The organism is Vibrio breoganii (assembly GCF_024346795.1).
GTDB classification, from domain to species: domain Bacteria; phylum Pseudomonadota; class Gammaproteobacteria; order Enterobacterales; family Vibrionaceae; genus Vibrio; species Vibrio breoganii.
Genome location: NZ_AP024864.1, coordinates 2,809,225 through 2,836,017, shown reverse-complemented (window position 1 = coordinate 2,836,017; position 26,793 = coordinate 2,809,225). Strand labels below are relative to the sequence as shown.

The window sequence follows — 26,793 nt, the reverse complement described above, 5'->3', positions numbered from 1 at the left end:
ACGCGCGTGTCATCCTGAGGTCACTGAGCTATATAATAATGAGTTAAACCAATAAAAATTAACGATCAGTTTCAAGGAATAAGTGATGAACAATTTCAGTGCCGTCATTCTGGCTGCGGGTAAAGGTACTCGCATGTACTCAAAGAAGCCCAAAGTGCTGCATACACTGGCAGGTAAGCCAATGGCTAAGCATGTTATCGATACCTGTGTGGGTTTAGGCGCAAACAACATTCATTTGGTGTTTGGCCACGGCAGTGACCAGATGAAAGCAACTCTTGCGAACGAACCGGTAAATTGGGTTGAGCAAAAAGAGCAATTGGGTACAGGACACGCTGTTGATCAAGCATCACCACACTTTTCTGATGATGAAAAAGTCATGGTGTTGTACGGCGACGTACCACTTATCACTAGTGAAACTGTAGAAGCACTGCTTGATGGACAACCAGAAGGCGGTGTTGGTCTGTTAACTGTAGTTTTAGATAATCCTATGGGCTACGGTCGTATCGTCCGTGAGAATGGCTCTGTGGTTGCTATCGTTGAACAAAAAGACGCAACTGAAGAGCAGAAAGCCATTTGTGAGATTAACACCGGCGTTCTAGTCGCTGATGGCAAGGACCTGAAGCGTTGGTTGTCGAACCTAAGCAATGACAATGCTCAGGGCGAATACTACCTGACGGACATCATTGCTGCTGCGCACAATGACGGTAAGCAGATTCAAGCGGTTCACCCTGCAAGTGCCATTGAAGTTGAGGGCGTGAATGATCGCCGCCAGCTAGCTCGTCTTGAGCGTGCATTCCAACAGATGCAAGCGGACAAACTGCTAGAGCAAGGCGTTATGCTTCGTGATCCTAGTCGCTTTGACCTACGTGGTACCCTGCAGTGTGGTATGGATGTAGAGATCGATGCCAATGTTATTGTCGAAGGCAGTGTGACTATTGGTGACAATGTTGTGATCGGTGCAGGTTGTGTGCTGAAGGACTGTGAAATCGACGATAACACCCTAATTCGCCCTTACTCTGTCATTGAAGGCGCAACAGTAGGTGAAGAGTGTACCGTTGGTCCATTTACACGTCTGCGCCCAGGCGCTGAGATGCGCAATGACTCGCATGTAGGCAACTTCGTAGAAGTAAAAAATGCGCGCCTTGGTGAAGGCTCAAAGGCGAACCACCTGACGTACTTGGGTGATGCAGAGATTGGTCAGCGCACCAACATTGGCGCAGGTACCATTACCTGTAACTACGATGGCGCAAATAAGTTTAAAACCATTATTGGCGATGACGTGTTTGTTGGCTCTGACAGTCAATTGATTGCGCCAGTGGCAATTGCTAACGGTGCAACCGTGGGCGCAGGCTCAACGGTAACCAAAGATGTTGGCGAGAATGAGCTTATTATCTCTCGTGCTAAAGAGCGTCGCATTGCTAACTGGCAACGTCCAACTAAAAAGAAATAACCCGTTTATTCTTTTTTATCGGATAAAGAAAACCCCGCTTATGGCGGGGTTTATTGTTTCTAGAGCAGCTGGTGGCTTTTAGTGGCTAGGGATAGCGTAGCGTTTTTCTAGCCAGCGAACGCCTTGTGATACCGCCAGAATCAAGATCAAATACTCCAGCACTAGGAAGGTATAGATCTCCAAAGGTAAGTACTCATTAACCACCAGTTCATTGGCGCGCCTAGTAAGATCGCTTAAACCAATAACACTCACCAGTGATGACATCTTGAGTATGTAAACAAACTGGTTGCCTAGCGGCGGCAGAATTTGACGCAGTGCCTGAGGGAAGATAACCAGTCGCATGGTCTTCCAATAGCTAAGACCTAGCGCATGAGCTGCTTCATGTTGACCACGATGAATAGCCTGAATCCCGCCTCTAAATACTTCTGCCATAAAGGCACTTTCCGCTATCGACAACGCAATAACGCCGGCCCAATAGTGATCAAGAGAAATATCCATCAGGGTAGGGAGGCCGTAGTAAACCCACAGCAGTAACACCAATACCGGAATAGAGCGGATTGACTCCACATACACTCGGTTAATGCCTCTCACATAAGGGTTTTTAGAGAGCGCCGGCATGGCGACAAGAAAACCAATCAGCATGGCAAAAAACATACTGATTAAAGAGATGCTGATAGTGGCACTAAAACCGTCGGTCAGAAACCTGAGGTTTGTCATTCCTTGTTCGGTTGAGGGGTTAAGTACATACCAGCCCCACTCATAATCTGAACAACCTGTGAGCATCAAACAGCAGAGCACTACAGTCAGAGTATTAAATTTCAAAATATGCCCATCCTTAAGCACACAATCGCGTATAACCTGTTATGGTAACAATAACATCAAACAAACGTTACTGCTTTTAAAAGGATTTATGATGAAGAAGTTACTTTTGGCGTTGGGCCTTTCTATTTTGTCACTGTCACCAGCAATGGCCGAAACCAGCCGATTACAAGAGATCTTAAACAAGGGAGTGTTGAGGGTAGGTACAACCGGTGATTGGAACCCAATGACCATGAAAAACCCAGCAGACAATAGCTATCGTGGCTTTGATATTGATGTAACCACGGAGTTGGCAAAAGATTTAGGTGTGAAGGTGGAGTATGTAGCCACTGACTGGAAAACTTTGGTTAACGGCATAACAGCCAACAAGTACGATATTACCGGTAGTGCATCACTGAATATGTCTCGCGCTAAAGTAGCAGGCTACAGCCAACCCTATTTCTACTTGGCATTCGTACCAGTGGTTCCGAAAAAAGACCTAGATAAGTATTCTGATTGGGCTGATTTCAACAAGCCTGACATCAAGGTTGCAGCAACACTGGGTACGGTACAAGAGAAGATGGTGAAAGAGTTCTTCCCAGAAGCACAACACATCGTTATTGAAGCGCCAGCTCGTGATTTTCAAGAGTTACTGGCACGAAGAGCCAATGTATCCGTAACCTCAAATGTCGAAGCCGCAACGCTGGTGGAGAAGTTTAAGCAATTGGCTGTAGTTCCGGTTGCAGAACCAAAGAACCCAACGCCGATCTCTATGCTACTGCCACAAAACGATCAGGTATGGATCAACTATGTGAACCATTGGGTTGAGTTGAAAACGACCCAAGGGTTTTTTGACAAAACCGCTAAGAAATGGGGCTTAACCAGCCTGTAGTGGATTCATTTTTGATAAACGAAGGGAGCGATGATTCGCTCCCTTTTTTGATCTTATTGAGCGGTTGCCTCAACTAAATCATTCTTTTGACGTGTCAGCAGGATTCCGCCCGCCAGACCGACAAGACAGACGATCATAGTCCAACCAGTGGCAACGAGCGCTTGCTGAGCAAAGAACGCCACCAGCATGCTTGCCATACTGCTAACACAGATCTGTATGCTGTTTTGCAGTCCAGCCGCTGTTGCTGGGCTGTTTTGCGCACTCGATAGCGCACGGTTAACCACGATTGGGTAAAGCGCACCATTGGCCACTGCCACAAAACAAAATGGCAAAAGAACCGGCCAGATAGAGGTCAAAGTGCTTTGGCTTGCAACGAATACCGCGACAACAGCCACCGTAAACAGCATTAGAAGTACTGGCAATACCTTGCTGTCACCATAGCGCTCTACAGACTTCTTCCCGAAATAACCACCCACCATAAAGGCGATAGTTTGAGGTATAAAGCTCATGCCAATGTCTTTTGCTGAGTAACCCAGCTGAGTCATGATCTCTGGCATACCGGTTAAGTAGGCAAAGAATACCGCAGAGGTCATTGAGAATATGATGACATTGCCGATAAAGGTGCGGTTTTTGGTAAGAGATACCAGATCAGATTTTAGAGAAACGCTCTTAACTGGCTTAGCTTCTTTTGGCTGTCTAGCGGTAACGAACAGCAATACTGCACCAATCATTGCCAACGCAACGAAGATGCTTTCCCAGCCTAAAGTGGTGTTTAAAAGCACACCTAGCTGAGGAGCGAGAGCGGGCGATAAAGCCACTAGAGGCATAATAGACGCGAAGATGCGCTGGCGGTCATCGGCGCTGTAGCGCTGAATCACCATAGCTTGCCAAATAACCGTGGGTGCACACACGCCAATCGCTTGGATAAATCTAAATACCAACAGTTGAGAAACGGTGAAGCTTAAGCTGATACCGATTGAAGCAACGGTAAAGATCGCTAGGCCTAACGCAAGAGTGCTTCGTAGACCAAATCGGTCAGAAAGGATACCCCATGCCAATTGGCCAACCGCTAGACCAACCAAAAAGATGCTTAGAGACAGGGCAATAGGCTCAGGGCCTGTGGCAAAGTCGGCTTGCAGAGTTTGGAATGCAGGCAGGTACATATCGGTAGCGATAAAACCAAGCATAGAGAGTAGGGCTAGGTAACCCATTTGTAGTTTGCTGACGGACATTAGAAACCATTTCAGAGAATTAATTTGTTGTCGGGCATTCTAAATTGGCTTAAACAACAAATTAAGCGCTAAAATATGTGGTTATCTATCAAAAAATTTGAAAGCTATGTTATCTCAGAAGAACTTTGAATTATTGGATGTGGTGGCTCGTCTTGGCAGTTTCTCCGCTGCTGCTGAGTATCTACACAAGGTGCCATCAGCAGTGAGCTATTCGGTGAGGCAAATAGAGCTTGAGCTTGATGTGCTGTTGTTTCGGCGCTTGCCTCGCAGAGTTGAGCTGACGCCAGCAGGGGAAATCTTCTTAGAACAAGTGCGATCTATGCTGCGTCAAATTGAAGAGGCTAAAGCGCAGGCCAAGCGCACTGCGCAAGGCTGGCAACAAACCCTGAAGATCACGCTCGATAACATAGTGAAACTGGATAACCTGCAGCACCTTATCGATGATTTTTATAAGCAATTTGATTTTGCTGAGTTGCAGATCAACATGGAGGTATTTAATGGTTCGTGGGAAGCCATAGCCCAAGAGCGTGCGGATATTGTTCTTGGTGCTACTTCTGCTATTCCAGTGAGTGGCGATTTCGGTATCAAGGATATGGGGAAAATGAATTGGGTGTTCGTGTGCTCTCCGCTGCATCCGTTGACCCTGAAATCTAGCCTTAAGGTTGAAGATGTGGCCGCTTTTCCTAGTGTAAGCCTTGATGATACCTCTAGAGTGCTCCCTAAGCGGCACCAGACGCTGTTTACGAACCAAAGGCGACTTCTTACGCCTAACTGGCATACGGCCATACGATGCATTAAAGAGGGCGTTGGTGTTGGGTTTATGCCTGAGCACATTGCCAAGGCCTTAGTCAGTAACAAGGAGCTGGTTACGCTCAGTATTGATTTTCAGGCTCCGCCGAGTGAGTGCTGTATTGTATGGCGAAAAGACAGCAGTAATAAGCTGATTGAGTGGATGCTCAATTATCTGGGTGATGAGGAGAAACTTCATCAAGACTGGATCAAGAGCGAATAAAAAAGCAGCCCGTAGGCTGCTTTGGTAATAGCGTTGCTGTAGGTCTTGGTTAACCGTTAGCTAAGAAAGAAGCGGTAGGACGGGTTATCCGACTCGTCTTTATAGCCATAGCCTAGCTCTTCTAAGTGACTTGAGAAGCGTTCAATATCATCTTCTGTCAGCTCAAATCCACACAGCACACGGCCGTAATCGGCACCGTGGTTACGGTAGTTGAATAGGCTGATGTTCCAATGAGTACCTAGCGTACTTAAGAACTTAACCAGCGCGCCTGGGTATTCCGGGAACTCAAAGCTGTATAAGCGCTCTTGCAGTGGTTTTTTCGGCTTACCACCGACCATATAACGCACGTGCAGTTTCGCCATCTCATCATCGGACAAATCAACAACCGGGTATCCACCCTCTTGCAGATCGGCGATGATGCTATCAAGTTCAGCCTGTCCTTCAAGTAAGCGAACACCGACAAAGATATTCGCTTGCTCGTCATCGTTATAGCGGTAGTTAAACTCTGTCACCGCGCGACCACCGATCAGGTTGCAGAACTCAAAGAATGCCCCCTGACGCTCTGGGATAGTCACCGCAAGTAAGCCCTCACGTTTTTCACCCAATTCACAGCGCTCAGAAACATAACGCAAGCCATGGAAGTTAGTGTTTGCACCCGACAAAACCGTGGCAAGCTTGTTGTTCTTCAGCTCATTTTGCTCTGCGAATTTCTTCAATCCAGCCAGTGCTAACGCACCTGAAGGCTCGGCAATAGCGCGAGTATCTTCGAAGATATCTTTAACTGCGGCGCAGATTTCATCACTAGACACAGTAATGTGTCCGTCGATATTCTCGTTACACAGACGGAAGGTTTCGCTACCGATCTGCTTAACAGCCACACCATCGGCGAACATGCTTACTTGATCTAGGGTTACGGGTTGTCCAGCGTCTAATGCCGCTTTCAAACACGCAGAGTCTTCCGGCTCAACCGCAATAACCTTGATGTTTGGCATGAGCTGCTTAACCAATACCGATACACCTGCGGCCAAACCGCCGCCACCCACAGGAACAAAGATGTAATCCAAGTGACCGTTTTGCTGGATCATCTCCATGCCAATCGTGCCTTGACCTGCAATCACTAAAGGGTGATCAAAGGGAGGCACAAAGGTATAGCCATGCAGCTCAGAAAGACGTTCAGCCTCAGCCTTAGCCTCATCAAAGTTACTGCCATGCAGTACAACCGTGCCGCCGAAAGCTCGAACGGCGTCGACCTTGATATCGGGCGTTGTTTTTGGCATCACGATAGTGGTGTTGATGCCAAGTTTAGTGCCAGAGTACGCCATACCTTGAGCATGGTTTCCTGCTGATGCTGCGATGACGCCTGCCTGCTTTTGCTCTTCAGTTAGGCTAGCGACCATGTTGTAGGCACCGCGCAATTTGAAGGAGTGAACCGGCTGGCGATCTTCTCGTTTTATCTGAATATCATTGTGTAATCGCTCCGATAAACGAGGCATATCTTGCAACTGAGTTACTGTTGCTACCTCATAAATTGGTGCACGCAGAATTTGGCGCAGATAATCTGCGCCAGACAGTGGGGTAGTAAGACTCATAGTCTTACTCCTCAAACTTAGACTTATCTCTTACCGCGCCTTTGTCTGCACTGGTTGCCATGCTTGCGTAGGCTTTAAGAGCAAACGAAACAGAGCGTTCACGAGACACAGGTTTCCAACCCAGCTTATCTTGAGCTTCACGGCGATCAGCCAGCTCTGCTTCAGAAACAAGTAGCTCGATGGTGCGGTTAGGAATATCGATAGCAACTTGGTCGCCAGAATTTACTAGACCGATAATGCCACCAGCAGCTGCTTCTGGAGAAGCATGACCAATAGACAGACCCGCAGTACCGCCAGAGAAACGACCATCGGTAAGCAGAGCACACTCTTTGCCAAGACCCATAGACTTAAGGTAAGTCGTTGGGTACAGCATTTCTTGCATTCCTGGACCACCTTTAGGGCCTTCGTAGCGAATAATAACTACATCACCAGACTTCACCTTGCCACCCAAGATACCGTCTACGGCGTCTTCTTGGCTTTCAAACACAACAGCTGGGCCGGTGAATGTAAGAATGCTTTCATCTACGCCAGCGGTTTTTACGATACAACCATCCATCGCGATGTTGCCTTTAAGAACAGCTAGGCCACCGTCTTGGCTGTACGCATTTTCTTTGCTACGGATACAGCCAGCTTCTCGGTCGTCATCCAGAGATTCCCAGCGACAATCTTGAGAGAAGGCTTTAGTGGTACGAATACCTGCAGGGCCTGCACGGAAGAAGGATTTCACATCCTCAGATTCCGTTTGCATGATGTCGTACTGAGCAAGCTGCTCATCCATTGAAAGGTCGAGAACAGTGCGCGCTTCGTTGTTTAGCAAGCCTGCACGGTTTAGCTCACCTAAAATGGCCATTACGCCACCAGCACGGTGCACATCTTCCATGTGATAAAGCGGAGTGGATGGTGCGACTTTACATAGGTTTGGTACGCGGCGAGACATCGCATCGATATCTTCCATGGTAAAGTCGACGTCACCTTCTTGAGCTGCAGCGATCAGGTGCAATACGGTGTTGGTTGAGCCGCCCATAGCAATATCTAGAGCTACGGCGTTTTCAAATGCTTTCTTAGATGCAATATTGCGAGGCAGTGCCGACTCATCATCCTGCTCGTAGTAGCGCTTGGTTAGCTCTACAATACGTTTACCAGCATTGATGAACAGGCTTTCACGGTCTGCGTGAGTTGCCAACATAGAGCCGTTACCCGGCTGAGAAAGACCTAGCGCTTCAGTTAGGCAGTTCATTGAGTTTGCGGTGAACATACCAGAACAAGAGCCACATGTTGGACATGCGCTACGTTCAACTTGCTCGCTTTGCTCGTCAGATACCGTTGGATCGGCACTTTGCATCATGGCATCAACAAGGTCTAGCTTGATGAGCTGATCTGAAAGCTTGGTTTTACCCGCCTCCATTGGACCACCAGAGACAAAGATGACAGGGATGTTTAGGCGCATAGAGGCCATTAGCATTCCCGGAGTGATTTTGTCACAGTTTGAGATACACACCATCGCATCGGCACAGTGAGCATTCACCATGTACTCTACTGAGTCTGCGATAAGCTCGCGTGAGGGTAGAGAGTACAGCATGCCGCCGTGACCCATTGCGATACCATCATCAACAGCAATGGTGTTAAATTCTTTAGCGATACCACCGGCTTGCTCGATTTCTCTCGCAACCAGTTGACCCATGTCTTTAAGGTGAACGTGTCCTGGTACGAACTGAGTAAATGAGTTTACGACAGCAATAATCGGCTTACCGAAATCTTCGTCTTTTACTCCAGTTGCGCGCCATAGTGCGCGTGCGCCAGCCATGTTTCGGCCGTGAGTAGTCGTTGCGCTACGATAGATTGGCATAATTCTTCCTTATTTCTCTGCGTCAGCTGGGTAAACGTAGTCTAACCAGCCCCACTTATCTTCAGTTGTGCCATTAAATAGGCCAAAGTATGTTTCTTGTAGATCTTTCGTGATTGGACCGCGCTTACCTTCGCCTACGACAATTTGGTCGACAGAGCGAACTGGAACGATCTCAGCGGCAGTGCCGGTCATGAAGATCTCATCAGCTAGGTACAAGGCCTCGCGAGCAATGTTCGATTCAACAATCTCGTAGCCTTTATCGCGCGCTAGAACCATGATGGAATCACGAGTGATACCCGGTAGGATTGCTGCTGTTGCTGGTGGAGTGATGATAACGCCATCTTTAACCACAAAGATGTTCTCACCAGCACCTTCAGATAGGTAACCATCAACACTTAGCGCGATACCTTCATCGTAACCGTGACGACGAGCTTCACCACCCACGAGTAGCGATGATAGGTAGTTACCGCCAGCTTTAGCCGCAGTAGGGATAGTGTTTGGTGCTGCACGATTCCAGCTAGAGATCATAGCGTCAACGCCATTTTCTAGTGCTTCTTCGCCTAGGTATGAACCCCAAGGGAAGGCTGCGATGATCAGTTCCATCTCTGAATCCACAGGAGGACAAACACCTAGCCCAACATTACCAACAAAACCCAGTGGGCGAATGTAGGCACTTTCTAGTTTGTTTACGCGAATGGTTTCGCGAGTGGCTTCCATGATCTCCTCAATCGTGTAAGGGATTGGGAAGCGATAAATTTTTGCTGAGTTCTTAAGGCGCTTTGCGTGTTCTGGATGACGGAAAACAATTGGGCCTTTAGGCGTGTTGTAACAACGAACACCTTCGAATACTGAAGTACCGTAATGCATTGCATGAGTGAGCACGTGTACGTTGGCTTCTGCCCACGGAACCATTTCACCGTTAAACCAAATAAAATCTGCTGTCTTTGTAGCCATTGCTGCTTTCCTTATGCGCTCACTTTGTGCTGTAAATTGTTGTTAGGGAGTTCGTTGTTGTCGATCTTGATGACATCTACGCTAATCACATCCCACAGTTTTTCAATCTGATTGGTTAAAAATGTGATGGGACGTTCACTGTCGACAATGATCTCCACACTGGCGATCTTGCTCTGATGATTCTGCGTGCCAGCAACCTGACGAACGGTAAAACCACGATGACGGACAACGCGTAATACACGCTCCAACAACACTGGCTTATCATCCGCTTTAATATCTAGTAAGTATCTTTCCATGGTTGCCTCTATTAGGTGTTCTCTAGCATGTCTTCATTGGATGCACCTGGTGGTACCAATGGCCATACGTTTTCTTCTTCATCAATTAAAACGTGCAGTAGATAAGCGGTTTTGCTCTCTAGCATTTCTTTCAATGCAGGCTCTACTTCTTCTTTCTTGGTGATAGTTTTTCCTGGAATATCAAATGCTTTGGCTAGCATGATAAAGTCAGGGTTATCATCAAGGATGGTTTCGCTATGGCGACCATCGAAGAACAAGGATTGCCACTGGCGAACCATGCCCAAGCGTTGGTTATTGATTAAGACCATCTTTACAGGGATCTGGCGGCGTTTCAGAGTGCCAAGCTCTTGCACGTTCATCATGAACGAGCCATCACCAGAGATAAGAATTGATTGATCATCAGGTCTTGCTACCGCAGCGCCCATGGCAGCTGGCAAACCAAAGCCCATAGTGCCTAGGCCTGCTGATGAGATAAAGTTCTGAGGGTCGCGAGGCTGAATATGCTGTGCTGCCCACATTTGATGCTGGCCAACATCGGTAGATACCATTGAGCTATCTGGCATCATGTCCGACAGTTGCTTCATTAATAGTGGAGCAAAGATCAAATCACCTGGGTGGTCATAGCGCCATTTGAAGCCGCTACGTAGGCTCTCACAGTGGTGAACCCAAGGAGTAATGTCATTTTCTAGGTGCAGTTGCGGCAAGATTTCACGCATATCACCACGCAAGATAGCGTTGGCATGACGCAGCTTGTTGAACTCTGCTTTATCGATATCTAGATGGATAATCTTGGCATGCGGTGCAAAGGTGTCTAATTTACCCGTCACTCGGTCATCGAAGCGCGCACCCACAACGATTAATAGGTCGGCCTCTTGCACAATAAGGTTAGCCGCTTTGGTGCCGTGCATACCCAACATACCAAGGTAGTGTGGGTCATGACGCTCAATAGTCCCCAATCCTTTTAGGGTACTTACCGATGGCATCGGGTTATCAGATAGAAACTGGCGAACGGTATCCGTTGCTTTAGCCAATTGAACACCGCCACCCACATACAACACTGGACGACGACTCTCACGCAGTAGCGCTTGTGCTAGGCGATAATCCTCAGGCTGAGGTACAGGCATCATTGGTTGTTGGAATGCAGGAAATTCGCTATCTGGAGCTTGCGCTAGCTGAACGTCTTTTGCGATATCAACGATGACAGGTCCTGGGCGTCCTGCTTTTGCTACTTCAAACGCCTCAGCGAGTGTTGGAGCAAGGTCATTGATATCAGTTACTAGATAGCTATGCTTGGTACAAGAGAGAGACATACCAATCACATCCATTTCTTGGAATGCATCGGTACCGATATGAGAACTCGCCACCTGTCCGGTGATTGCAACAACTGGAACAGAATCAAGGAAGGCATCAGCAAGACCTGTAACAAGATTGGTCGCGCCTGGTCCTGAGGTCGCCATACATACTGCAACATCTTGTGTTGAGCGAGACATACCGATAGCAGCCATTGCTGCACCTTGCTCATGTCGGCAGAGGATATGCTCAACGCCACCATCGTACAATGCGTCGTAGATTGGCATGATAGCTCCGCCAGGATAGCCAAAGATGGTCTTAATACCTTGCTGGCGAAGTGCTTCTACTACTAATTGTGCACCCGTCATTGGCCTTCTCCTTGTAATAAGGCAAATTGCTGCCTAGTTGTGTTCTCAGTCTTACTGCACATCTTGTGCTCCATTTCCAATCGTTGTCTCAATGAGACCTTTAAAACTAAAAAAAAGCCCCCGAACTTTTCAGTGCGAGGGCTTGTAAGTCTTGCTGTGCTAATTTGCGCCTACTCGCCCTCGCGCGGTGTGAATAATCACCACGACAATCAGGTTCACCAGAGAAAGTAGTCGAAGAGTAGGTTGCATAATTCCCAAATAAAGTTGCACAGTGCTTATGCCATTAGTGGTATCACAATTTCTTGCGACCTGACAAGGAAAAACTCATTCTTTTTTCACTTACTCACAACATGTATACGGTCTAAACCCTATTAAGGGTCGTTAATTTTGGTGCTATATGGGACTGGCAATCGTTCATAGTCGAGCAAGCTTGGGTGTGTCTGCACCCCCAGTAACTGTTGAGGTTCACATAGGTCCAGGTATGCCGGGCTTTCATCTTGTTGGGCTTGCAGAGACCAGTGTTAAAGAGTCTAAAGACAGAGTGCGAAGTGCAATTCTGAACTCTAAGTTTTTATTTCCGAGTCGTAAAATTACCGTTAATTTAGCGCCAGCGGATTTGCCTAAAGATGGCGGCCGTTTTGACCTTCCTATTGCTATTGGCATCTTAGTGGCGAGTGAACAAATTCCATTAAACAAGTTGGGGGATACTGAGCTGCTAGGCGAGTTAGCACTGTCTGGAGAGTTGCGCCCAGTCAAAGGGGTTATCTCTGCGGCAATGGCAAGCAATGGTGATGGGCGAACTCTAATCACACCTCATCAAAACGCTAAGCAGGTGCGCTTAGTTGATGAAGAGTGCAATCTATCGGCTAGAAGCTTACTGCAAGTGGCCGCTTACTTGGCCTCTCAGCAACAGTTGGAATTGGAAGCTGAATCAGAAACGCCCCCTAATTCTCAGTCTGATATGGATATGCAGGACATCATAGGGCAGCAACAAGGAAAGCGGGCCTTAGAGATTGCGGCTGCCGGACAGCACAATCTGCTTTTCATTGGCCCTCCGGGTACAGGGAAAACCATGCTCGCCTCGCGCTTACCTGATCTGATACCGCCGATGAGCAAGCAAGAGGCGCTGGAAGTGGCGAGTGTCGCCTCGCTGGTGGGGTCTGATTTAGACAGCAGTACATGGCGAAAGCGTCCCTTTCGAACGCCGCATCATTCTAGCTCTATGGTGGCGTTAGTAGGGGGAGGCTCCTTCCCAAAACCCGGAGAGATCTCTTTAGCCCACAACGGCATTTTGTTCTTAGATGAGCTTGTTGAGTTTGAAAAGCGAGTACTCGATGCCCTTCGTGAGCCCTTAGAGGCGGGACAGGTAGCTATTTCTCGCGCCTCAGGAAAAACCAGCTTTCCTGCACAGTTTCAGCTCATAGGTGCGCTAAACCCCAGCCCATCAGGGTTTTATCAAGGCAGTCAGTGCCAACACACGCCTCAGGCCATACTCAAATACTTAGGTCGTATATCGGGCCCATTTCTAGACCGCTTTGATATGTCTGTGGAGATCCCTTTGTTGCCATTAGGTACTTTGAGTGAGGGTGGGGATAGAGGTGAGTCCACCGCGGACTGTCGCCAAAGGGTGGTCATCGCTAGAAAGGCAATGCTGGTGCGTGCAAATAAGCCGAACGCCTTGTTAACCAATAAAGAGATAGAGCGCCATTGTTCTCTAACAAAAGAAGATGCCGAGTTTCTGGAGTTTGCGATTGCTCGTTTAGGTTTATCTATTCGTGCTTATCATCGGATTATTCGGGTGGCGCGCACCATTGCAGATCTGGAACAGATTGAGAGTATTGAAAAACATCACTTGAGTGAGGCCTTGGGCTATCGTTCTATGGATCGGTTGTTGCGATCTCTACATCAACAAATCGCACTATAAAATTAGTTACTTGTACTTTATTCACTAAAGGTTTTGCTCTTTGGGTAATATTGAAGATAAAAAAATCTGACCTTAGCAGCCATGGGAGAGCAGTTTGATAACATTATCGATGTCACCCTTGCTTGCCCTGATAATGTTGAAAACCCATTTAAGGATATGTTGATGGGAAGAATGCAGCGCATAGTCGTAAAGGTAAACGTCTTACCGGTCGACGATCAGGTGTTAGGGGACTTATGGAACGATAAAGATAAAGAGTTAGATAAGTTATACAGCGAATAAAAAAAGGGGAGCGATGCGCTCCCCTTAACGATTACTTAAGCGTTAATAGGTAATTCACCAAGTCTGTTAGGTCTTTGGTTGATTTAATGCCACCCATCTCAACTAGGTACTTGTTGTTCACTACAATCGCAGGAACGCCACGTAAGCCACTGTCTTTAAAGTTCTTATCAAAGCGACGTACCATAGAATCTACCGCAAAGCCCTTGTAAGCAGAATCAAACTTCTTCGCATCAATGCCTTCGTCTAGGAATATTTGACGAAGCTCATCTTCGTTGCGAGGCGCTGCGTTCAGGTCATGAATACGACTGAACAGAACAGGCACCATTTGGTCTTCTATCTTCAGTGCTACCATAGTCGCATAGGCTTTACTCATAGGTAGACCCATGTTGCCACCCATGAAAGAAACATGAGATTTTTGGAACTTAGCATTTGCAGGCAATGACGCCTTTAGAGACTTCATGATCGGCTCAAACTGATGACAGTGTGGGCAGTAGAAAGAGAAGAACTCATTTACTGTTGGAGTTGATGATGCTGGTAGATCAAGAACCTTGTAGTGTTGGCCTTCGCTAAACTGTGCGGCGTGCGCAGATAGGGTTAAAAACATGGTTGCCACCAAGGCAATCAACTTCTTCATTTGGATACTCCTTCAATCAATAATCAGTTGGGTTTTACCAACTAGGTGTAAGAGACAATGGTGGCTCTTGTAGCACAGCCAATTGCTCTTTAATCGCCAATACCTGACCTTCCCAGTATTTTGCATCATTAAACCATGGGAATGCCACAGGGAAAGCGGGATCTTGCCATCTTTTTGCTAACCAAGACATGTAATGTATTAGACGTAGACCGCGCAAAGGCTCGATCAGTTTCAATTGATTGGTATCAAAATCGCAAAATTCTTGGTAACCCTCTAAAACAATATCCAACTGGATCAGTTTCTCATGTCGGTCACCGTTCAACAGCATCCATAAATCTTGTACAGCAGGTCCATTTCTTGCGTCATCGAGATCCACAAACATAGGGCCATCACGCCAAAGGATATTTCCTGGATGGCAATCGCCATGTAAACGGATAGGCGTATAGTCTGTTTGCCATTGCGCTTCGATAGCAGTGATCAATAACTGCATATCTTGGAAGAATGCAGACTCTATATGTGCTGGGATAAACTGGCTTTTCTTAAGTATATCGCGAGATTGATAGAGGTATTCCTCTAGACCCATTGTTGGTCGATGCTTAAATGTGGGTAACCCTTCGCTGACTTTATGAATCCGCCCTAAGAATCGCCCAACCATCTCGAGTTGATCATAGTTGTCCACTTCAAACTGACGACCGCCAACACTCTCAAATAAAGTGAAAAGATAGCCCTCATGATGATGAAGGGTTTTTCCATCAATGATCACCGGTGGGGCGATAGGTATCTCATGATCAAGCAGTGATAGCGTAAAATCGTGCTCTTCTTGGATCTGTTGCTCGCTCCAGCGTTGCGGGCGGTAAAATTTCACCACATAACGCTTCTTTTCTTCGTCGACAAACTGATACACCCGGTTCTCATAGCTATTGAGGGCTAAAAAACCAGATTCGGCGCGAACTCCGATACTGGCCAATGCATACCACATAAAATCAGGGGTCAGAGAATCAAAATTGAATAAAGAGTTCATAGTAGAGGTGTCAGCGACCAATAAAAAAGAGGGTTATACCGCAGTATAACCCTCTGATTACATTAATTCTTGTTAAAGCTGTTTGATGAAGCGACTTTCAACTTCAATGGAGAAGCCGTGCTGGTCCTCTAGCTCAAATTGAATCGTGGTGACCGAAGAGCTCAGTTGCTCAGGGTCCATACCTAGACTGATTGGCAGGTTAAACACTTCACCAGGAGAAACATTAATGGTTTGACGCCCATACCATTCAACATCAGTCAGCCCTGAAACATCAAGATTATAGCTTTGAGTTTGTTGGGTTTTGTTGATGATCTTTAGGGTATAGGTGTTTTCTATAAAGCCATCGCTGTTGGTTCGATAGAGTTGGGTACGATCCCTGATTACACTCAGTCCAGCGGGCTCTACAGAAGCGACCTGCATAACGAAAAATCCGAGCATCAAAACCATCACCAAACCGTAGCCAATGAGCTTTGGTCTCATGATCTTGGTGTGCGTGCCTTCCAGTTTGTGTTCTGTGGTGTAGCTGATCAGCCCTTTCGGATAGTTCATGCGATCCATGGTGACATCACAAGCATCGATACAAGCACCACAGTTGATGCATTCGTATTGCAGGCCATCTCGAATATCTATGCCCGTTGGGCACACCTGAACACATAAGTTGCAATCGATACAATCACCTAGACCAAGATCGCTCGGGTTGGCCTTGCGAGTACGAGGGCCTCTGCCTTCACCGCGTTTTTTGTCATATCCCACAATGAAGGTATCTTTGTCGAACATCGCCGATTGGAATCGTGCGTAGGGACACATGTGAATGCAGACGATAGAACGCATCCATCCTGCATTGGCATAGGTACATACCGCAAAGAACAAGACCCAAAAGTAGGTCCAGAAAGTGGCATCGAGAGTGAAAAAATCAAGCCACAGTTCATTGGTAGGAACGAAGTAGCCCACGAAGGTGAGGCCTGTGAGCAGCGCAATCGTGAACCAAGCAAGGTGCTTGAGTGTTTTACGAAGCGCTAGAGATGCAGTAAGCGGTTGGGAGTCTTGTTTTTTCCGTTTGTTCGCCGCACCTTCTAGCTTCTCTTCAAACCAGATATACATAAAGGTCCAAACGGTTTGTGGACAGAGATACCCGCACCACACCCTTCCTAAAAAGGTGGTAATGAAAAACAGCCCAAACGCCGCAATCATAAATAACAGGGCAAGTAGGGTGAGGTCTTGCGGATAGAGAGTCGTGCCAAAGAAGTTGAACTGCTGTTGTCCTATATCCAACAGAATAGCTTGGCGCTCCCCGTAAGGAATCCAAGGGACTAATGCGAACAGTAACAATAAGAACCAAGCCCCATAGCGACGCAGTTTTTGAAATACGCCCTTGCTTGCTCTCACATAAATGCGATTACTTGGATTAAATCTATCCCCTTGGCTTTTATGTGCCTTTGGGTTGAATTCCTTTGCCGTGACATCTTTGATGTCGATACGATCCTTGCTCATTTTACTTTTCCAACCTAAACCTTGGGCGCAGTATATCGAACAATATGAAAATTAATTGTTACATGAGTTACAGAATAGATAGGGACTGATGAACTTTCAGGTTAAGAAGCTGGGAGTAGAAGGATTAAATTGAAGGGGTTAGATGGGTCAACAAAACCGTTTGCTGACCCAGAAGGCAGTTAGTCAATAATGCCACGAGCGCGAAGCAGCGCTGTTTTGAAGTCGTCTTCTTTGTCTTTTGCTAGACCTGGGATCTCTTCTTCTTGCTCACTGTTACGCATCTTAAGATGGTAGATAAGCACGTCATCAGTTAGGTCTTCTAGTTTACCTTCGTAGCTTGCTTCGCTTGCAAGCTTCAGTATGAACTCAACTAGGTTAAGGTCTGGATCTTTTGCCCACTCAGGGTGTAGCAATTCAATTAATTCGTTTACGCGATGGCACTTCATGGTCTTCTCCATAGAACTCGAGATGTGCGCATAACTTAACAAAAAGGCCATAAAAAAGATAAGAAAAAAGCGCATCTGAAGATTTCAAATGCGCTTTTTAGTACAGCGAGTAAGACGTTAAAAACAGGTTTCGCGGTATTGAATGAAACTTAGCTTTTTTGGTCCTCATCGGACTTCTGCTTTTTAGACGGTACTGGCGCAAAATAACTTCTACGCTGTGCCACTCGACTGCTAGGTCGAGCAAACCTGACGGTTGTTGGAAACATACTTCACCAAATAGTCAGGCATATCCTTTGCCGTTAATACAGATACTCAACGAGTATCAATGATATATCGTACCAGATAACCTTAGTCGCTGAACAATAAATGTTCTATTTTTTAATGAGATGAATTGCAGTGTTTTGTTGAACTGGGATCAAAAAGAGCACAAATGGTTTTGGTTATAGAGCGTTTTTGAGCCAGTATAAATAGAGTTGTATTGTTTGAGAGGTCAAGCATGTCATTTTTTAAGAAAACATTGGCTAGCTTAGGTATTGGTTCTGCCAAGGTTGATGCTGTACTGCAGCAAGAAACCTTGATTCCGGGTGATCCTGTAAGGGTTGTCATCCATGTTTATGGTGGTGCTACTGAGCAGCATATTGACCACATAGACTTAAAACTGTGTTGTCGCTACATCACCGAACGAGAAGAACGACAGCCACATAGCGAGGGTGCGCTCAAGCGTCGCGTGCCGCAAAATTACGTGTTGGATAAATGGGAGCTTCCATACTCATTTACGATTCATCCGTCAGAGGAGCGTACTTTTGAGATAGAGCTTACTGTTCCGTTTAATACGCCACTGACGATTGGTGACTCTAAGGTGTGGCTGGAAACGGCTCTAGATATCGACCTTGCCATTGATCCTACCGATAAAGATATGCTGACGGTTCGTCCCGATCCTGTCATGGATAAGATCTTCTCTGAACTTGAGGAAATGGGACTGCGCATTCGTCAGGTTGAGTGCGAGGCGGCAAAAGGGTTTGAAATGCCCTTTGTACAAGAGTTTGAGTTTGTGCCAACCACTGGTTTATTCCACGGCACGTGGCGTGAGGTGGAAATTATTGCCTACCGTGACGAACAACATCTGCAATTGTGGTTTGAGATAGACCGACAGAAGAAGGGCTTTGATGGGCTTCTATCAAACTTGCTAGGCTCATCTGAGCTTAATTGCTACCTGTCGCTGTCCAATGAATTGACCAGTGAGCAGGCAGCGCAGCAGGTAGTGGATTACCTAACGGACTTGTTTAAAGCCAAGCAAGGCTAGCGTCTCCAAAACGCCGGCAAGAACAGTACCAGTATCGTCAGGATTTCGAGGCGGCCGAGCAGCATACCAAAGCTTAGAAGCCACTTTGCAGCATCAGGCAACGATGAGAAGTTCCCGGTTGGGCCAATCACTGAGCCCATGCCGGGGCCTACATTCGCCACGGCTGTAATGGCTCCAGATAGGCTGGTTATGGCATCTAGGTCCATTGCACTTAAGCCGGCAGCAACGATAAGTACGGTTGCGAAAAAGGTCAGGCTAAAAGCCACAATAGAGCGAATGATATCATCGTTAACGCGGCGTTTGTTATAGCGCTGCACGAATACGCCCGATGGGTGAATCAGTTTCATCATCTGTATTTTTAGCAGGGTAAGGGCTATCTGGAAACGAAACACCTTGATACCACCTGCTGTTGAGCCAGAGCAGGCACCCATCATCAGTAGAAACGTAAACAATACCGTGGTTAACGTGCCCCAAGCGGTAAAGTCCTCCAAGCCAAATCCTGTGGTTGTCAGCACCGAAACCACATTGAACATAGAAACCCTAAGGGCATCACTGACTTCATAGTGGTCTCGCAGTACCAGCCATGCGGTGATGGCTAAACTGGCTACCATAAATAGCTTAAAGAAACCAATGACTTGAGCATCTTTGGTCAAGGCTGACAGTGATTGCTTTCTATAGGCCGCCACAAACAACAAGAATGGTAACCCACCCAGAAACATAAACAGGGTTGAGAACCATTGTGTCTGATGCGAGAAGTGGTTCATTGAGCCGTCAGAGGTTGAGTAACCACCCGTAGAAATAGTGGTAAAGGCATGATTGATTGCCTCAAAAGGGGTCATCCCCGTTGCCACATAACTCGCGAAACAGGCGAGGGTGAGGGCTAGGTAAACCACAACAATGTTTTTGGCGACGCTTTTGACTCGTGGTGAGCTTTTATCTGACCAGTCTGAGGATTCGGTCTGGAATAAGCGCATACCCCCGACGTTGAGCATCGGCAAGATAGCCACGCCCATAACAATAAAGCCAATACCCCCTAGCCATTGCAGTAGCGAGCGCCACAGTAAGATGCTGTGGGACATATCATCAAGACCACTGAGTACGGTTGAACCTGTGGTGGTAATCCCCGACATAGTTTCAAAGTAGGCATCGGTGAAGCTGATATGGTTGATGAAGACAAACGGTAGGGCGGCAAAGATAGTACTGACCACCCACACCAGTGTCGTGACCAAGAAAACATCTCTGACATTGAGTTTGAACTGTTTAGTACGCCCGAAACTTAAGCAAATAAATGAGACCAAGTGGGTGATAGCAACCGCTTGGGCAAATTCAACAAAGCCACTGCCGGGATTAAATATCGCCAGAATAGTCGGTGGATACATGAACAGGGCTAGCTTTGATAGCACCAGCCCAAGAACAAACAGTATCGGTCGTACGTTTACCATTGGTAGGTTGGCCTACAAGAAGAACGGGCTTGGTTGGAACAAGGTTTCAACGTCCGGCACGTACTTTTTATCGACTAGGAACATCACCACGTGATCGTCTTGCTCAATCATGGTTCTGTCGTGTGCAATTAACACCTCTTCGCCACGCACAATAGCGCCAATGGTGGTGCCCGGTGGCAACTTAAGGTCACCCACAGCTCTACCGACTACCTTGGATGTGTTTTCATCACCATGAGCGATGGCCTCGATAGCTTCTGCAGCGCCTCTTCGCAAAGAAGAGACGTTGACAATATCGGCTCTACGAACGTGGGTAAGTAGCGCTGAAATAGTCGCTTGCTGAGGGGAAATAGCCACGTCAATATCGCCACCCTGCACAAGGTCAACATAGGCGCCACGCTGAATCAAAACCATGACCTTTCTAGCGTTAAGGCTTTTTGCCAGCATGGCAGACATGATGTTGGTTTCATCTTCATTGGTCAAAGCGATGAACACGTCCATCTCTTCAATGTTTTCTTCGTACAGCAGCTCTTTGTCTGCCGCATCACCACACAGCACAATAGTGTTGTCTAGCTCTTCGGAGAGCATTTCTGCACGCTCAAGGCTGCGCTCAATCAGTTTTACTGAGTAATTGCGTTCAAGACGCTTTGCAAGCCCTGCGCCAATGTTACCGCCACCGACGATCATGATTTTGCGGTACTGTTTTTCCAGTCGCTGCAGTTCACTCATTACAGAGCGAATATCATTACTCGCCGCAACAAAGAACACCTCATCATCGGCTTCAATGATGGTAGTGCCTTGAGGTCTAATGGCTCGCCCTTGACGGAAAATAGCCGCTACGCGCGTGTCTATATGTGGCATGTGCTCACGCAAAGCCGAAATGGCATTACCCACGAGTGGGCCGCCATAAAAGGCCTTAACTGCCACCAAGCTGACCTTCTCTTCAGCAAAGCTAACCACCTGCAATGCCCCTGGATACTGAATAAGGCGTTCAATATAGCCAGTGACCAGTTCTTCGGGTGCAATCAGATGATCCACCGGAATCGCGCCAGATTTGAATAGAGAATCTTTCTCTGCCAAATATTCAGGTGAACGAATACGAGCGATTCTGTTGGGTGTATTGAATAAGGTAAAAGCCACTTGGCAAGCAGCCATGTTGGTTTCATCGGCGTTAGTGACCGCCACCAACATGTCCGCATCTTGCGCGCCTGCTTCTCTTAGGGTGTCAGGGTGACTTGCTGCACCATTGACCACTCGCAGATCATACTTATCCTGTAGCTCTCTCAGGCGACGACTATTGGTATCCACGATAGTGATATCGTTGTTTTCGCCAACGAGATTCTCTGCAAGAGTGCCGCCTACCTGACCAGCACCCAAGATTATGATTTTCATCGATTATTTCCCTATATACAGCAGGACTTAGTTTAATTTAGTTCGCTTTTGCAGAACCGCATAATAGAAGCCGTCCATATTGTGCTCTCCAGGCAAAATTTGTCGACCTGGGTTGCTTGGATCGCTGTCGATGAGCTCGGCGTCATCTGTGCGGGCTAAGAATGCCAGTACTTGCTCTTTGTTTTCAATCGGAGCGATAGAACATGTTGCGTAAACTAAGGTTCCGCCTTGCTTCAATTGTTGCCACATAGCGTCCAAAATTTCACTTTGCAGCTGAGACAATGCAGGTAAGTCATCGGCACGTCGTAGCCATTTGATATCTGGATGACGACGGATAACACCTATCGCTGAACATGGTGCATCAAGAAGGATGCGGTCGAACTGCTCGCCTGTCCACCACTCTTGTGGGTAGCGTGCATCAGCACAAAGTACTTTTGCTTCAAGGCCTAAACGGTCGAGGTTTTGATAAACGCGATCAAGACGTTGTTCGTCAGCATCAATGGCCACAACTTGGCTATCCGTTGTGTTCTCTAAGATATGAGCCGTTTTACCACCAGGGGCCGCACAGCAATCAAGAATCAATTCGCCGTCTTTTGGTTGTAGATATTCCAGAGACAGTTGCGCTGCCGCGTCTTGCACTGATACCCAGCCTTGATCGAAACCAGGAAGCTTGCTCACATCGCATGCCTTTAGCAGGCGCAATGCATGGCGAGCTTGAGGATGAGTTTCGGCCTCAATCTCTTCAGCTTCTAGCAGTTTTAGATATTCATCGCGAGTATGGTGTTTGCTGTTCACACGCAGCCACATAGGTGCTTTCGTGTTGTTGGCTTCAACAATAGATTCCCAATCGTTCGGGTATGCCTCACGAAGAAGTTTCAATAACCAGCTTGGGTGTCCGTATTTGCCTGCATCATGCTTAACCGATAACTCGTCCAGTTTCTGTTGATTGCGCTGGTAGTTTCGAAGTACGGCATTTACTAAGCCTTTAAGCTTATGCCCCTTTAGCGACTGGCACGCTTCAACGGTTTCAGCCACTGCCGCATGATCGGCCGTACGCATAAAGCTGAGTTGGTAGATACCCACCAGCATTAAATGGTGGAACACACGCTGCTTACCCTTTAGAGGTTTTTCCATCAGTTCATTAACTATGGTCTCTAATCTCGGTAGGTAGCGAAGACAGCCGTAACAAATCTCTTGCAGAAGCGCGTGGTCACGAGGTTTTAGGTTGGCTTGTGCTGCAGGTAAAGCGCTGGAAAGCGAGTACCCTTTGTCTACAACTTGGAACAGCACTGTGGCTGCGGCGGCGCGTACATTCATAGGTATTTCCTAACAAGAGTAAGGCTTGAGAACCTCAAGCCTTAGTAGTAGTTGTTTAATCTAGCTGGGTTCCTACTGGGAACCAATCTGCTCGAGAGTTGAGTACGTCACCAACGGACATAGCTTTCTTGCCTGGAACCTGAATTTGTTCCAAAACTAAGCTGCCATTTCCGGTCGCTATCTGAATACCCGTTTTGTCTGCTTTGACTATGGTGCCAGCGTCTTTAGAGCATGGCGTAGCATCGACACTTGCCTTCCATACCTTGATGTTTTTGTCGCCAATCGAGAAGTAGCTCATCGGCCAAGGGTTGAATGCGCGGATTTCACGCTCAAGTACAACGGCCTCTTTAGTCCAATCTAGCTGTGCTTCTTCTTTGCTGAGTTTCTTAGCATAGTTTGATAGCGCATCATCTTGCTTAACAGGAACAGCGGTGCCTTCAGCAATAGAAGAAAGGCACTCAACAAGTGCAACAGGGCCCAACTTAGCCAGTTTATGATAAAGCACAGCACTGGTGTCTTCTGGCTCGATAGGCAGGGTAGCAATATGCAGCATATCGCCAGTATCTAACCCAACATCCATCTGCATAATGGTAACGCCAGTCTCTGCATCTCCGGCCCAAATTGAGCGTTGAATTGGAGCTGCACCGCGCCAGCGAGGAAGGATTGAACCGTGAACATTGATACAACCTAGCTTTGGAGTATCCAGAACCTGTTTTGGTAACAGTAGCCCATAAGCCACCACAACCATGATGTCTGCATCAAGGTCTGCCAACTGCTGTTTCGCTTCATCAGACTTGAAGTTTTCTGGCTGATAAACGGGAATGCTGTGTTCGATAGCGAGGTTCTTAACGGGGCTTGCTGTTAGCTTTTTGCCTCGGCCAGCAGGTTTATCAGGTGTTGAATAAACAGCGATAACCTCATGCTCCGAAGATAACAACGCCGACAAATGGTCGGCGGCGAAATCTGGAGTACCTGCAAATACGATCTTTAGTGCTTTGCTCAATGCAAACTCCTAGTTACTAGTTTTTCTCGTTGTAGCGCTTAATTTTTTCTAGCTTGTCTTTGATGCGCTTGCGTTTTAGCGGAGAGAGATAATCAACAAAAAGTTTACCCGCCAAGTGGTCAAGCTCATGCTGCACACAGATTGCAAGCAGGTCATCAGCGTCAAAAGCGAATTCTTCACCCTCTCGGTTCAAAGCCTTCACCGAAATTTCTGCTGCGCGAGAAACAAGCGCGCGTGCACCTGGAACAGATAGGCAACCTTCTTCGATACCGTCTTCGCCACGCTTGTCAGTGATCTCTGGATTGATAAGAATCAAAGGCTCGTCGCGAGTCTCAGAAAGGTCAATAACCACGATCTGTTTATGCACGTCTACTTGCGTAGAAGCTAGGCCAATGCCTTCTTCTGCGTACATAGTCTCAATCATGTCATCGATGTGAGTTTGTAGTTCTGGCGTAAAGTCTACAACCGGCTTAGCGACGGTGCGTAGACGATCATCTGGAAAGGTTAGTACATGTAATAAAGACATAATCACTCAAAAAAGTTGAACTGCGCCGAAAGAATCTCAGCCATTTGTGACAATTTTAGTCATTTTGGTCTTCAAATAACAGCACCAATCCACTTCGATGAGATTCTCTATGAAAGAACAACAGATAACAGCATGGCTTACGCTCTGTATGACGCCTCGTTTAAGTGGAGTTAGGTTGCAGAAAATCCTTGAGTTTCTTTCCCCTCAACAACTGTTATCTCTGTCAAAAAAGGAGCTGTTTTCTCTTAAGTTTACTGAGCCTCAGGTACGGTTTTTAACGGCCACATCCAATCAAAGTGTCGATAAATGCCTAGAGTGGGCAAATAAAGACGGTAACCACTTACTCATAGCAGAAGACAAAGAAACGTATCCGCCTTTGCTAAAAGAAATCCCCAGCTTTCCTCCGGTACTGTTTGTTCAGGGGGAGGTGACAACACTGTGCTCGACCCAAGTGGGTATCGTTGGTAGCCGAAATAGCTCTCAAGATGGCCTATACATTACTCGCCAATTTTCTTCGCAACTGACCAAAGTTGGCGTGACGATCACCAGTGGTTTAGCTCTGGGAGTGGATGGTCATGCGCATCAGGCCTGTTTAGAGCAGAACGGAAAAACAATTGCCGTATTAGGGAGTGGCTTTGATTTTTTATACCCCAAGCAACACAAGTCGTTAGCACAGCGAATCAAAGAGAATGGCGCGCTTGTTTCTGAGTTTCCGCCCTTTTATCCACCGAGAGCGTATAACTTCCCAAGGCGTAATCGAATCATTAGCGGCTTATCTGTTGGCGTGTTGGTGGTTGAGGCGGCGCAAAAAAGTGGATCTTTAATAACGGCGCGTTTTGCCCTAGAGCAAGGGCGCGATGTGTACGCAGTTCCGGGTTCGGTGCTCAACCCCAATGCTGCGGGGTGCAATCAATTGCTTCGAGATGGAGCGGTTTTAGTGAGAGATGCGCAAGATATTGTTCATGAAATTAATGGCTTAGTTAACTGGTCTTCTACAATACAACAAGAGGCCGCTTTATCTTTGCCGCCGTCAGTTGAAAAGGGAGAACAAAGAGAGCAAACGGAGACAGGAAATCAGCCAATACTGGATCTGCTGGGAGAGAGGCCTGTGGCAGTTGATTTTTTAGCAGAAAGGGCCCATTTACCCGTAAATCAGGTTATGATGCAGTTATTGGAGCTGGAGCTTCAAGGTATAGTGGCTTCAGTCGTTGGTGGTTACATTAGATTAAGGGGGAGCTGACTATGATGGATATTCTTATGTATCTGTTTGAGACGTACATTCATAGCGAGAGTGATTTGAACGTCAATCAAGATGAGCTTGAGCAAGAGCTCCTTCGTGCTGGCTTTCGCCAAGATGAAGTGTACAAAGCGCTAAATTGGTTGGAAGACTTAGCGGCCTTGCAAAGTGAAGACTCAAGTCAAAACATTGCGACCAGCTCAGCAACGTCGATTCGCATCTATTCAGACCAAGAACAGCAAAGAATAGACACTCGCTGTCGAGGCTTTATCTTGTTCTTAGAGCAAATAGGCGTATTAAGCGCAGAACTGCGTGAGATGGTGATAGACCGAGTGATGGGACTAGAAACCACCGATTTGCAACTGGATGACCTGAAATGGATCATCTTGATGGTGCTGTTTAACGTACCCGGCAATGAAAATGCTTACACAACGATGGAAGAGCTACTCTACTCGACAGATCACGGCATTTTGCATTAATCCAACTATGAATAAGATCAACAACCAACTGTTCTCTTCTGAAGGGCATGCTCTAGAACAGCACTGCCCAAACTGCGCTAGCCCTTTGCAGATGCGCCATGGTAAACATGGTGCCTTTCTTGGTTGTACTCAATATCCTGCGTGTGACTATATTAAGCCTTTGCATCAAGCGTCAGGGCAGATATTAAAACCGCTTGGTGTGCCTTGTCCTGATTGTGGCGATGAGCTTGTGTTAAGACAAGGTCGCTATGGCATGTTTATTGGCTGCTCGAGTTATCCAGAGTGTCACTATATTGGCAGTATGGATGAGCCCGAAGACCACAGTGTTGAATCGTTTTCTTGCCCAGAGTGCAATAAAGGGCACTTGATAGAGAGAAAGTCGCGTTTTGGAAAGGCATTCTATGCCTGCGACCAATACCCTAAGTGCCAATTCTCTATTAACAATGAACCCAAACAAGGGACATGCCAAGAGTGCGGCTTCAAGTTGCTGGTGGTTAAGAAGAGCGGTGAGAAAAGTAGTCTGCTGTGCGCAAGTCGCAAGTGCCAAGCTAAACAGCAATAGAGTCGGCCACAAT

24 protein-coding genes and 1 pseudogene are annotated in these 26,793 nt (G+C 47.0%); 9 read left to right on the top strand and 16 right to left on the bottom strand.

Translation table 11 applies throughout. The features are described from left to right. The first annotated feature begins 85 nt into the window (after nucleotides 1–85). A complete protein-coding gene (gene glmU / locus OCU35_RS13200) occupies nucleotides 86–1,450 on the top strand; it encodes a bifunctional UDP-N-acetylglucosamine diphosphorylase/glucosamine-1-phosphate N-acetyltransferase GlmU (protein ID WP_017033064.1) in 1,365 nt (454 codons plus the stop codon). A gap of 78 nt (nucleotides 1,451–1,528) precedes the next feature. Here glmU and OCU35_RS13195 read toward each other — a convergent pair whose 3' ends face one another. Continuing rightward, nucleotides 1,529–2,233 (bottom strand): amino acid ABC transporter permease, encoded by a 705-nt coding sequence (locus OCU35_RS13195; RefSeq protein WP_050990579.1) that lies wholly within the window; start codon nucleotides 2,231–2,233, stop codon nucleotides 1,529–1,531. Between the two features lie 130 nt (nucleotides 2,234–2,363). Here OCU35_RS13195 and OCU35_RS13190 point away from each other — a divergent pair, with 130 nt between their 5' ends. Then, the gene (locus OCU35_RS13190; protein WP_017029784.1) at nucleotides 2,364–3,140 is read left to right on the top strand and encodes a transporter substrate-binding domain-containing protein; all 777 of its coding nucleotides are present in this window, start codon (nucleotides 2,364–2,366) and stop codon (nucleotides 3,138–3,140) included. 53 nt (nucleotides 3,141–3,193) lie between these two features. Here the strand turns inward: OCU35_RS13190 and punC are convergent, their stop codons facing one another. Beyond that, nucleotides 3,194–4,372 carry a purine nucleoside transporter PunC gene (punC, locus tag OCU35_RS13185; protein WP_017029783.1) on the bottom strand — a complete coding sequence of 393 codons (1,179 nt, stop codon included), beginning with the start codon at nucleotides 4,370–4,372 and terminating at the stop codon, nucleotides 3,194–3,196. Nucleotides 4,373–4,478: 106 nt separating this feature from the next. On the opposite strand from punC, the gene punR reads away from it, so the two are divergent. Beyond that, a complete protein-coding gene (punR, locus tag OCU35_RS13180) occupies nucleotides 4,479–5,384 on the top strand; it encodes a DNA-binding transcriptional activator PunR (RefSeq protein WP_261825478.1) in 906 nt (301 codons plus the stop codon). A gap of 56 nt (nucleotides 5,385–5,440) precedes the next feature. Here punR and ilvA read toward each other — a convergent pair whose 3' ends face one another. Genes ilvA through ilvG form a run of 5 tightly spaced genes read right to left on the bottom strand, consistent with a single transcriptional unit; the run spans nucleotide 5,441 to nucleotide 11,727 of the window. Next, complete coding sequence (ilvA, locus tag OCU35_RS13175) at nucleotides 5,441–6,973, bottom strand: threonine ammonia-lyase, biosynthetic (RefSeq protein ID WP_102366966.1); 1,533 nt, start codon at nucleotides 6,971–6,973, stop codon at nucleotides 5,441–5,443. A gap of 4 nt (nucleotides 6,974–6,977) precedes the next feature. Next, nucleotides 6,978–8,819: a dihydroxy-acid dehydratase gene (ilvD, locus tag OCU35_RS13170; RefSeq protein WP_017033059.1), complete on the bottom strand. Its 1,842-nt coding sequence runs from the start codon at nucleotides 8,817–8,819 to the stop codon at nucleotides 6,978–6,980. Nucleotides 8,820–8,828: 9 nt separating this feature from the next. Beyond that, nucleotides 8,829–9,773, bottom strand: a complete 945-nt coding sequence (ilvE, locus tag OCU35_RS13165; protein ID WP_017029779.1) for a branched-chain-amino-acid transaminase — start codon at nucleotides 9,771–9,773, stop codon at nucleotides 8,829–8,831. Nucleotides 9,774–9,784: 11 nt separating this feature from the next. After that, nucleotides 9,785–10,069 (bottom strand): acetolactate synthase 2 small subunit, encoded by a 285-nt coding sequence (gene ilvM, locus OCU35_RS13160; RefSeq protein ID WP_017029778.1) that lies wholly within the window; start codon nucleotides 10,067–10,069, stop codon nucleotides 9,785–9,787. Nucleotides 10,070–10,080: 11 nt separating this feature from the next. Further along, nucleotides 10,081–11,727 (bottom strand): acetolactate synthase 2 catalytic subunit, encoded by a 1,647-nt coding sequence (gene ilvG, locus OCU35_RS13155; protein ID WP_261825477.1) that lies wholly within the window; start codon nucleotides 11,725–11,727, stop codon nucleotides 10,081–10,083. 397 nt (nucleotides 11,728–12,124) lie between these two features. Between ilvG and OCU35_RS13150 the strand changes: the two genes are divergently transcribed. Further along, on the top strand, nucleotides 12,125–13,651 hold the full coding sequence (locus OCU35_RS13150) for a YifB family Mg chelatase-like AAA ATPase (protein WP_261825476.1): 1,527 nt from the start codon (nucleotides 12,125–12,127) through the stop codon (nucleotides 13,649–13,651). Nucleotides 13,652–13,720: 69 nt separating this feature from the next. After that, nucleotides 13,721–13,930, top strand: a pseudogene (locus tag OCU35_RS13145) (acyltransferase); the annotation flags it as partial. Between the two features lie 31 nt (nucleotides 13,931–13,961). On the opposite strand, the gene OCU35_RS13140 reads toward OCU35_RS13145, so the two are convergent. The 4 genes from OCU35_RS13140 to OCU35_RS13125 form a co-directional block, all read right to left on the bottom strand. After that, nucleotides 13,962–14,564, bottom strand: coding sequence for a thiol:disulfide interchange protein DsbA/DsbL (locus tag OCU35_RS13140; RefSeq protein WP_102334868.1), 603 nt, complete (start codon nucleotides 14,562–14,564; stop codon nucleotides 13,962–13,964). 34 nt (nucleotides 14,565–14,598) lie between these two features. Beyond that, nucleotides 14,599–15,585, bottom strand: a complete 987-nt coding sequence (locus OCU35_RS13135) for a serine/threonine protein kinase (RefSeq protein WP_017029773.1) — start codon at nucleotides 15,583–15,585, stop codon at nucleotides 14,599–14,601. 72 nt (nucleotides 15,586–15,657) lie between these two features. Next, nucleotides 15,658–17,076 carry a cytochrome c oxidase accessory protein CcoG gene (gene ccoG, locus OCU35_RS13130; RefSeq protein ID WP_261825475.1) on the bottom strand — a complete coding sequence of 473 codons (1,419 nt, stop codon included), beginning with the start codon at nucleotides 17,074–17,076 and terminating at the stop codon, nucleotides 15,658–15,660. A gap of 179 nt (nucleotides 17,077–17,255) precedes the next feature. Further along, entirely contained in the window at nucleotides 17,256–17,522 is a 267-nt protein-coding gene (locus tag OCU35_RS13125; RefSeq protein WP_017243439.1) for a YihD family protein, read from the bottom strand. Between the two features lie 496 nt (nucleotides 17,523–18,018). Here OCU35_RS13125 and OCU35_RS13120 point away from each other — a divergent pair, with 496 nt between their 5' ends. Then, entirely contained in the window at nucleotides 18,019–18,825 is an 807-nt protein-coding gene (locus OCU35_RS13120; protein ID WP_102329133.1) for a sporulation protein, read from the top strand. Here OCU35_RS13120 and OCU35_RS13115 read toward each other — a convergent pair. From OCU35_RS13115 to def, 5 genes are read right to left on the bottom strand one after another with little or no spacing between them, the layout of a single operon-like run. Beyond that, a complete protein-coding gene (locus OCU35_RS13115; RefSeq protein ID WP_017029769.1) occupies nucleotides 18,822–20,267 on the bottom strand; it encodes a TrkH family potassium uptake protein in 1,446 nt (481 codons plus the stop codon). The genes OCU35_RS13120 and OCU35_RS13115 overlap by 4 nt on opposite strands. Before the next feature lie 12 nt (nucleotides 20,268–20,279). Then, nucleotides 20,280–21,656, bottom strand: a complete 1,377-nt coding sequence (trkA, locus tag OCU35_RS13110; protein WP_017029768.1) for a Trk system potassium transporter TrkA — start codon at nucleotides 21,654–21,656, stop codon at nucleotides 20,280–20,282. A 27-nt stretch (nucleotides 21,657–21,683) separates the two neighbouring features. Continuing rightward, nucleotides 21,684–22,973, bottom strand: coding sequence for a 16S rRNA (cytosine(967)-C(5))-methyltransferase RsmB (gene rsmB / locus OCU35_RS13105; RefSeq protein ID WP_017029767.1), 1,290 nt, complete (start codon nucleotides 22,971–22,973; stop codon nucleotides 21,684–21,686). 55 nt (nucleotides 22,974–23,028) lie between these two features. Next, nucleotides 23,029–23,976 carry a methionyl-tRNA formyltransferase gene (gene fmt, locus OCU35_RS13100; RefSeq protein WP_017243442.1) on the bottom strand — a complete coding sequence of 316 codons (948 nt, stop codon included), beginning with the start codon at nucleotides 23,974–23,976 and terminating at the stop codon, nucleotides 23,029–23,031. 16 nt (nucleotides 23,977–23,992) lie between these two features. Then, the gene (def, locus tag OCU35_RS13095) at nucleotides 23,993–24,502 is read right to left on the bottom strand and encodes a peptide deformylase (RefSeq protein ID WP_261825474.1); all 510 of its coding nucleotides are present in this window, start codon (nucleotides 24,500–24,502) and stop codon (nucleotides 23,993–23,995) included. A 109-nt stretch (nucleotides 24,503–24,611) separates the two neighbouring features. Here def and dprA point away from each other — a divergent pair, with 109 nt between their 5' ends. Genes dprA through OCU35_RS13080 form a run of 3 tightly spaced genes read left to right on the top strand, consistent with a single transcriptional unit; the run spans nucleotide 24,612 to nucleotide 26,780 of the window. After that, nucleotides 24,612–25,742, top strand: a complete 1,131-nt coding sequence (dprA, locus tag OCU35_RS13090) for a DNA-processing protein DprA (protein WP_017029764.1) — start codon at nucleotides 24,612–24,614, stop codon at nucleotides 25,740–25,742. 2 nt (nucleotides 25,743–25,744) lie between these two features. Next, nucleotides 25,745–26,218 carry a DUF494 family protein gene (locus OCU35_RS13085; RefSeq protein WP_017029763.1) on the top strand — a complete coding sequence of 158 codons (474 nt, stop codon included), beginning with the start codon at nucleotides 25,745–25,747 and terminating at the stop codon, nucleotides 26,216–26,218. 7 nt (nucleotides 26,219–26,225) lie between these two features. Beyond that, complete coding sequence (locus OCU35_RS13080; RefSeq protein ID WP_102359811.1) at nucleotides 26,226–26,780, top strand: DNA topoisomerase family protein; 555 nt, start codon at nucleotides 26,226–26,228, stop codon at nucleotides 26,778–26,780. The last annotated feature ends 13 nt before the right edge of the window (nucleotides 26,781–26,793 follow it).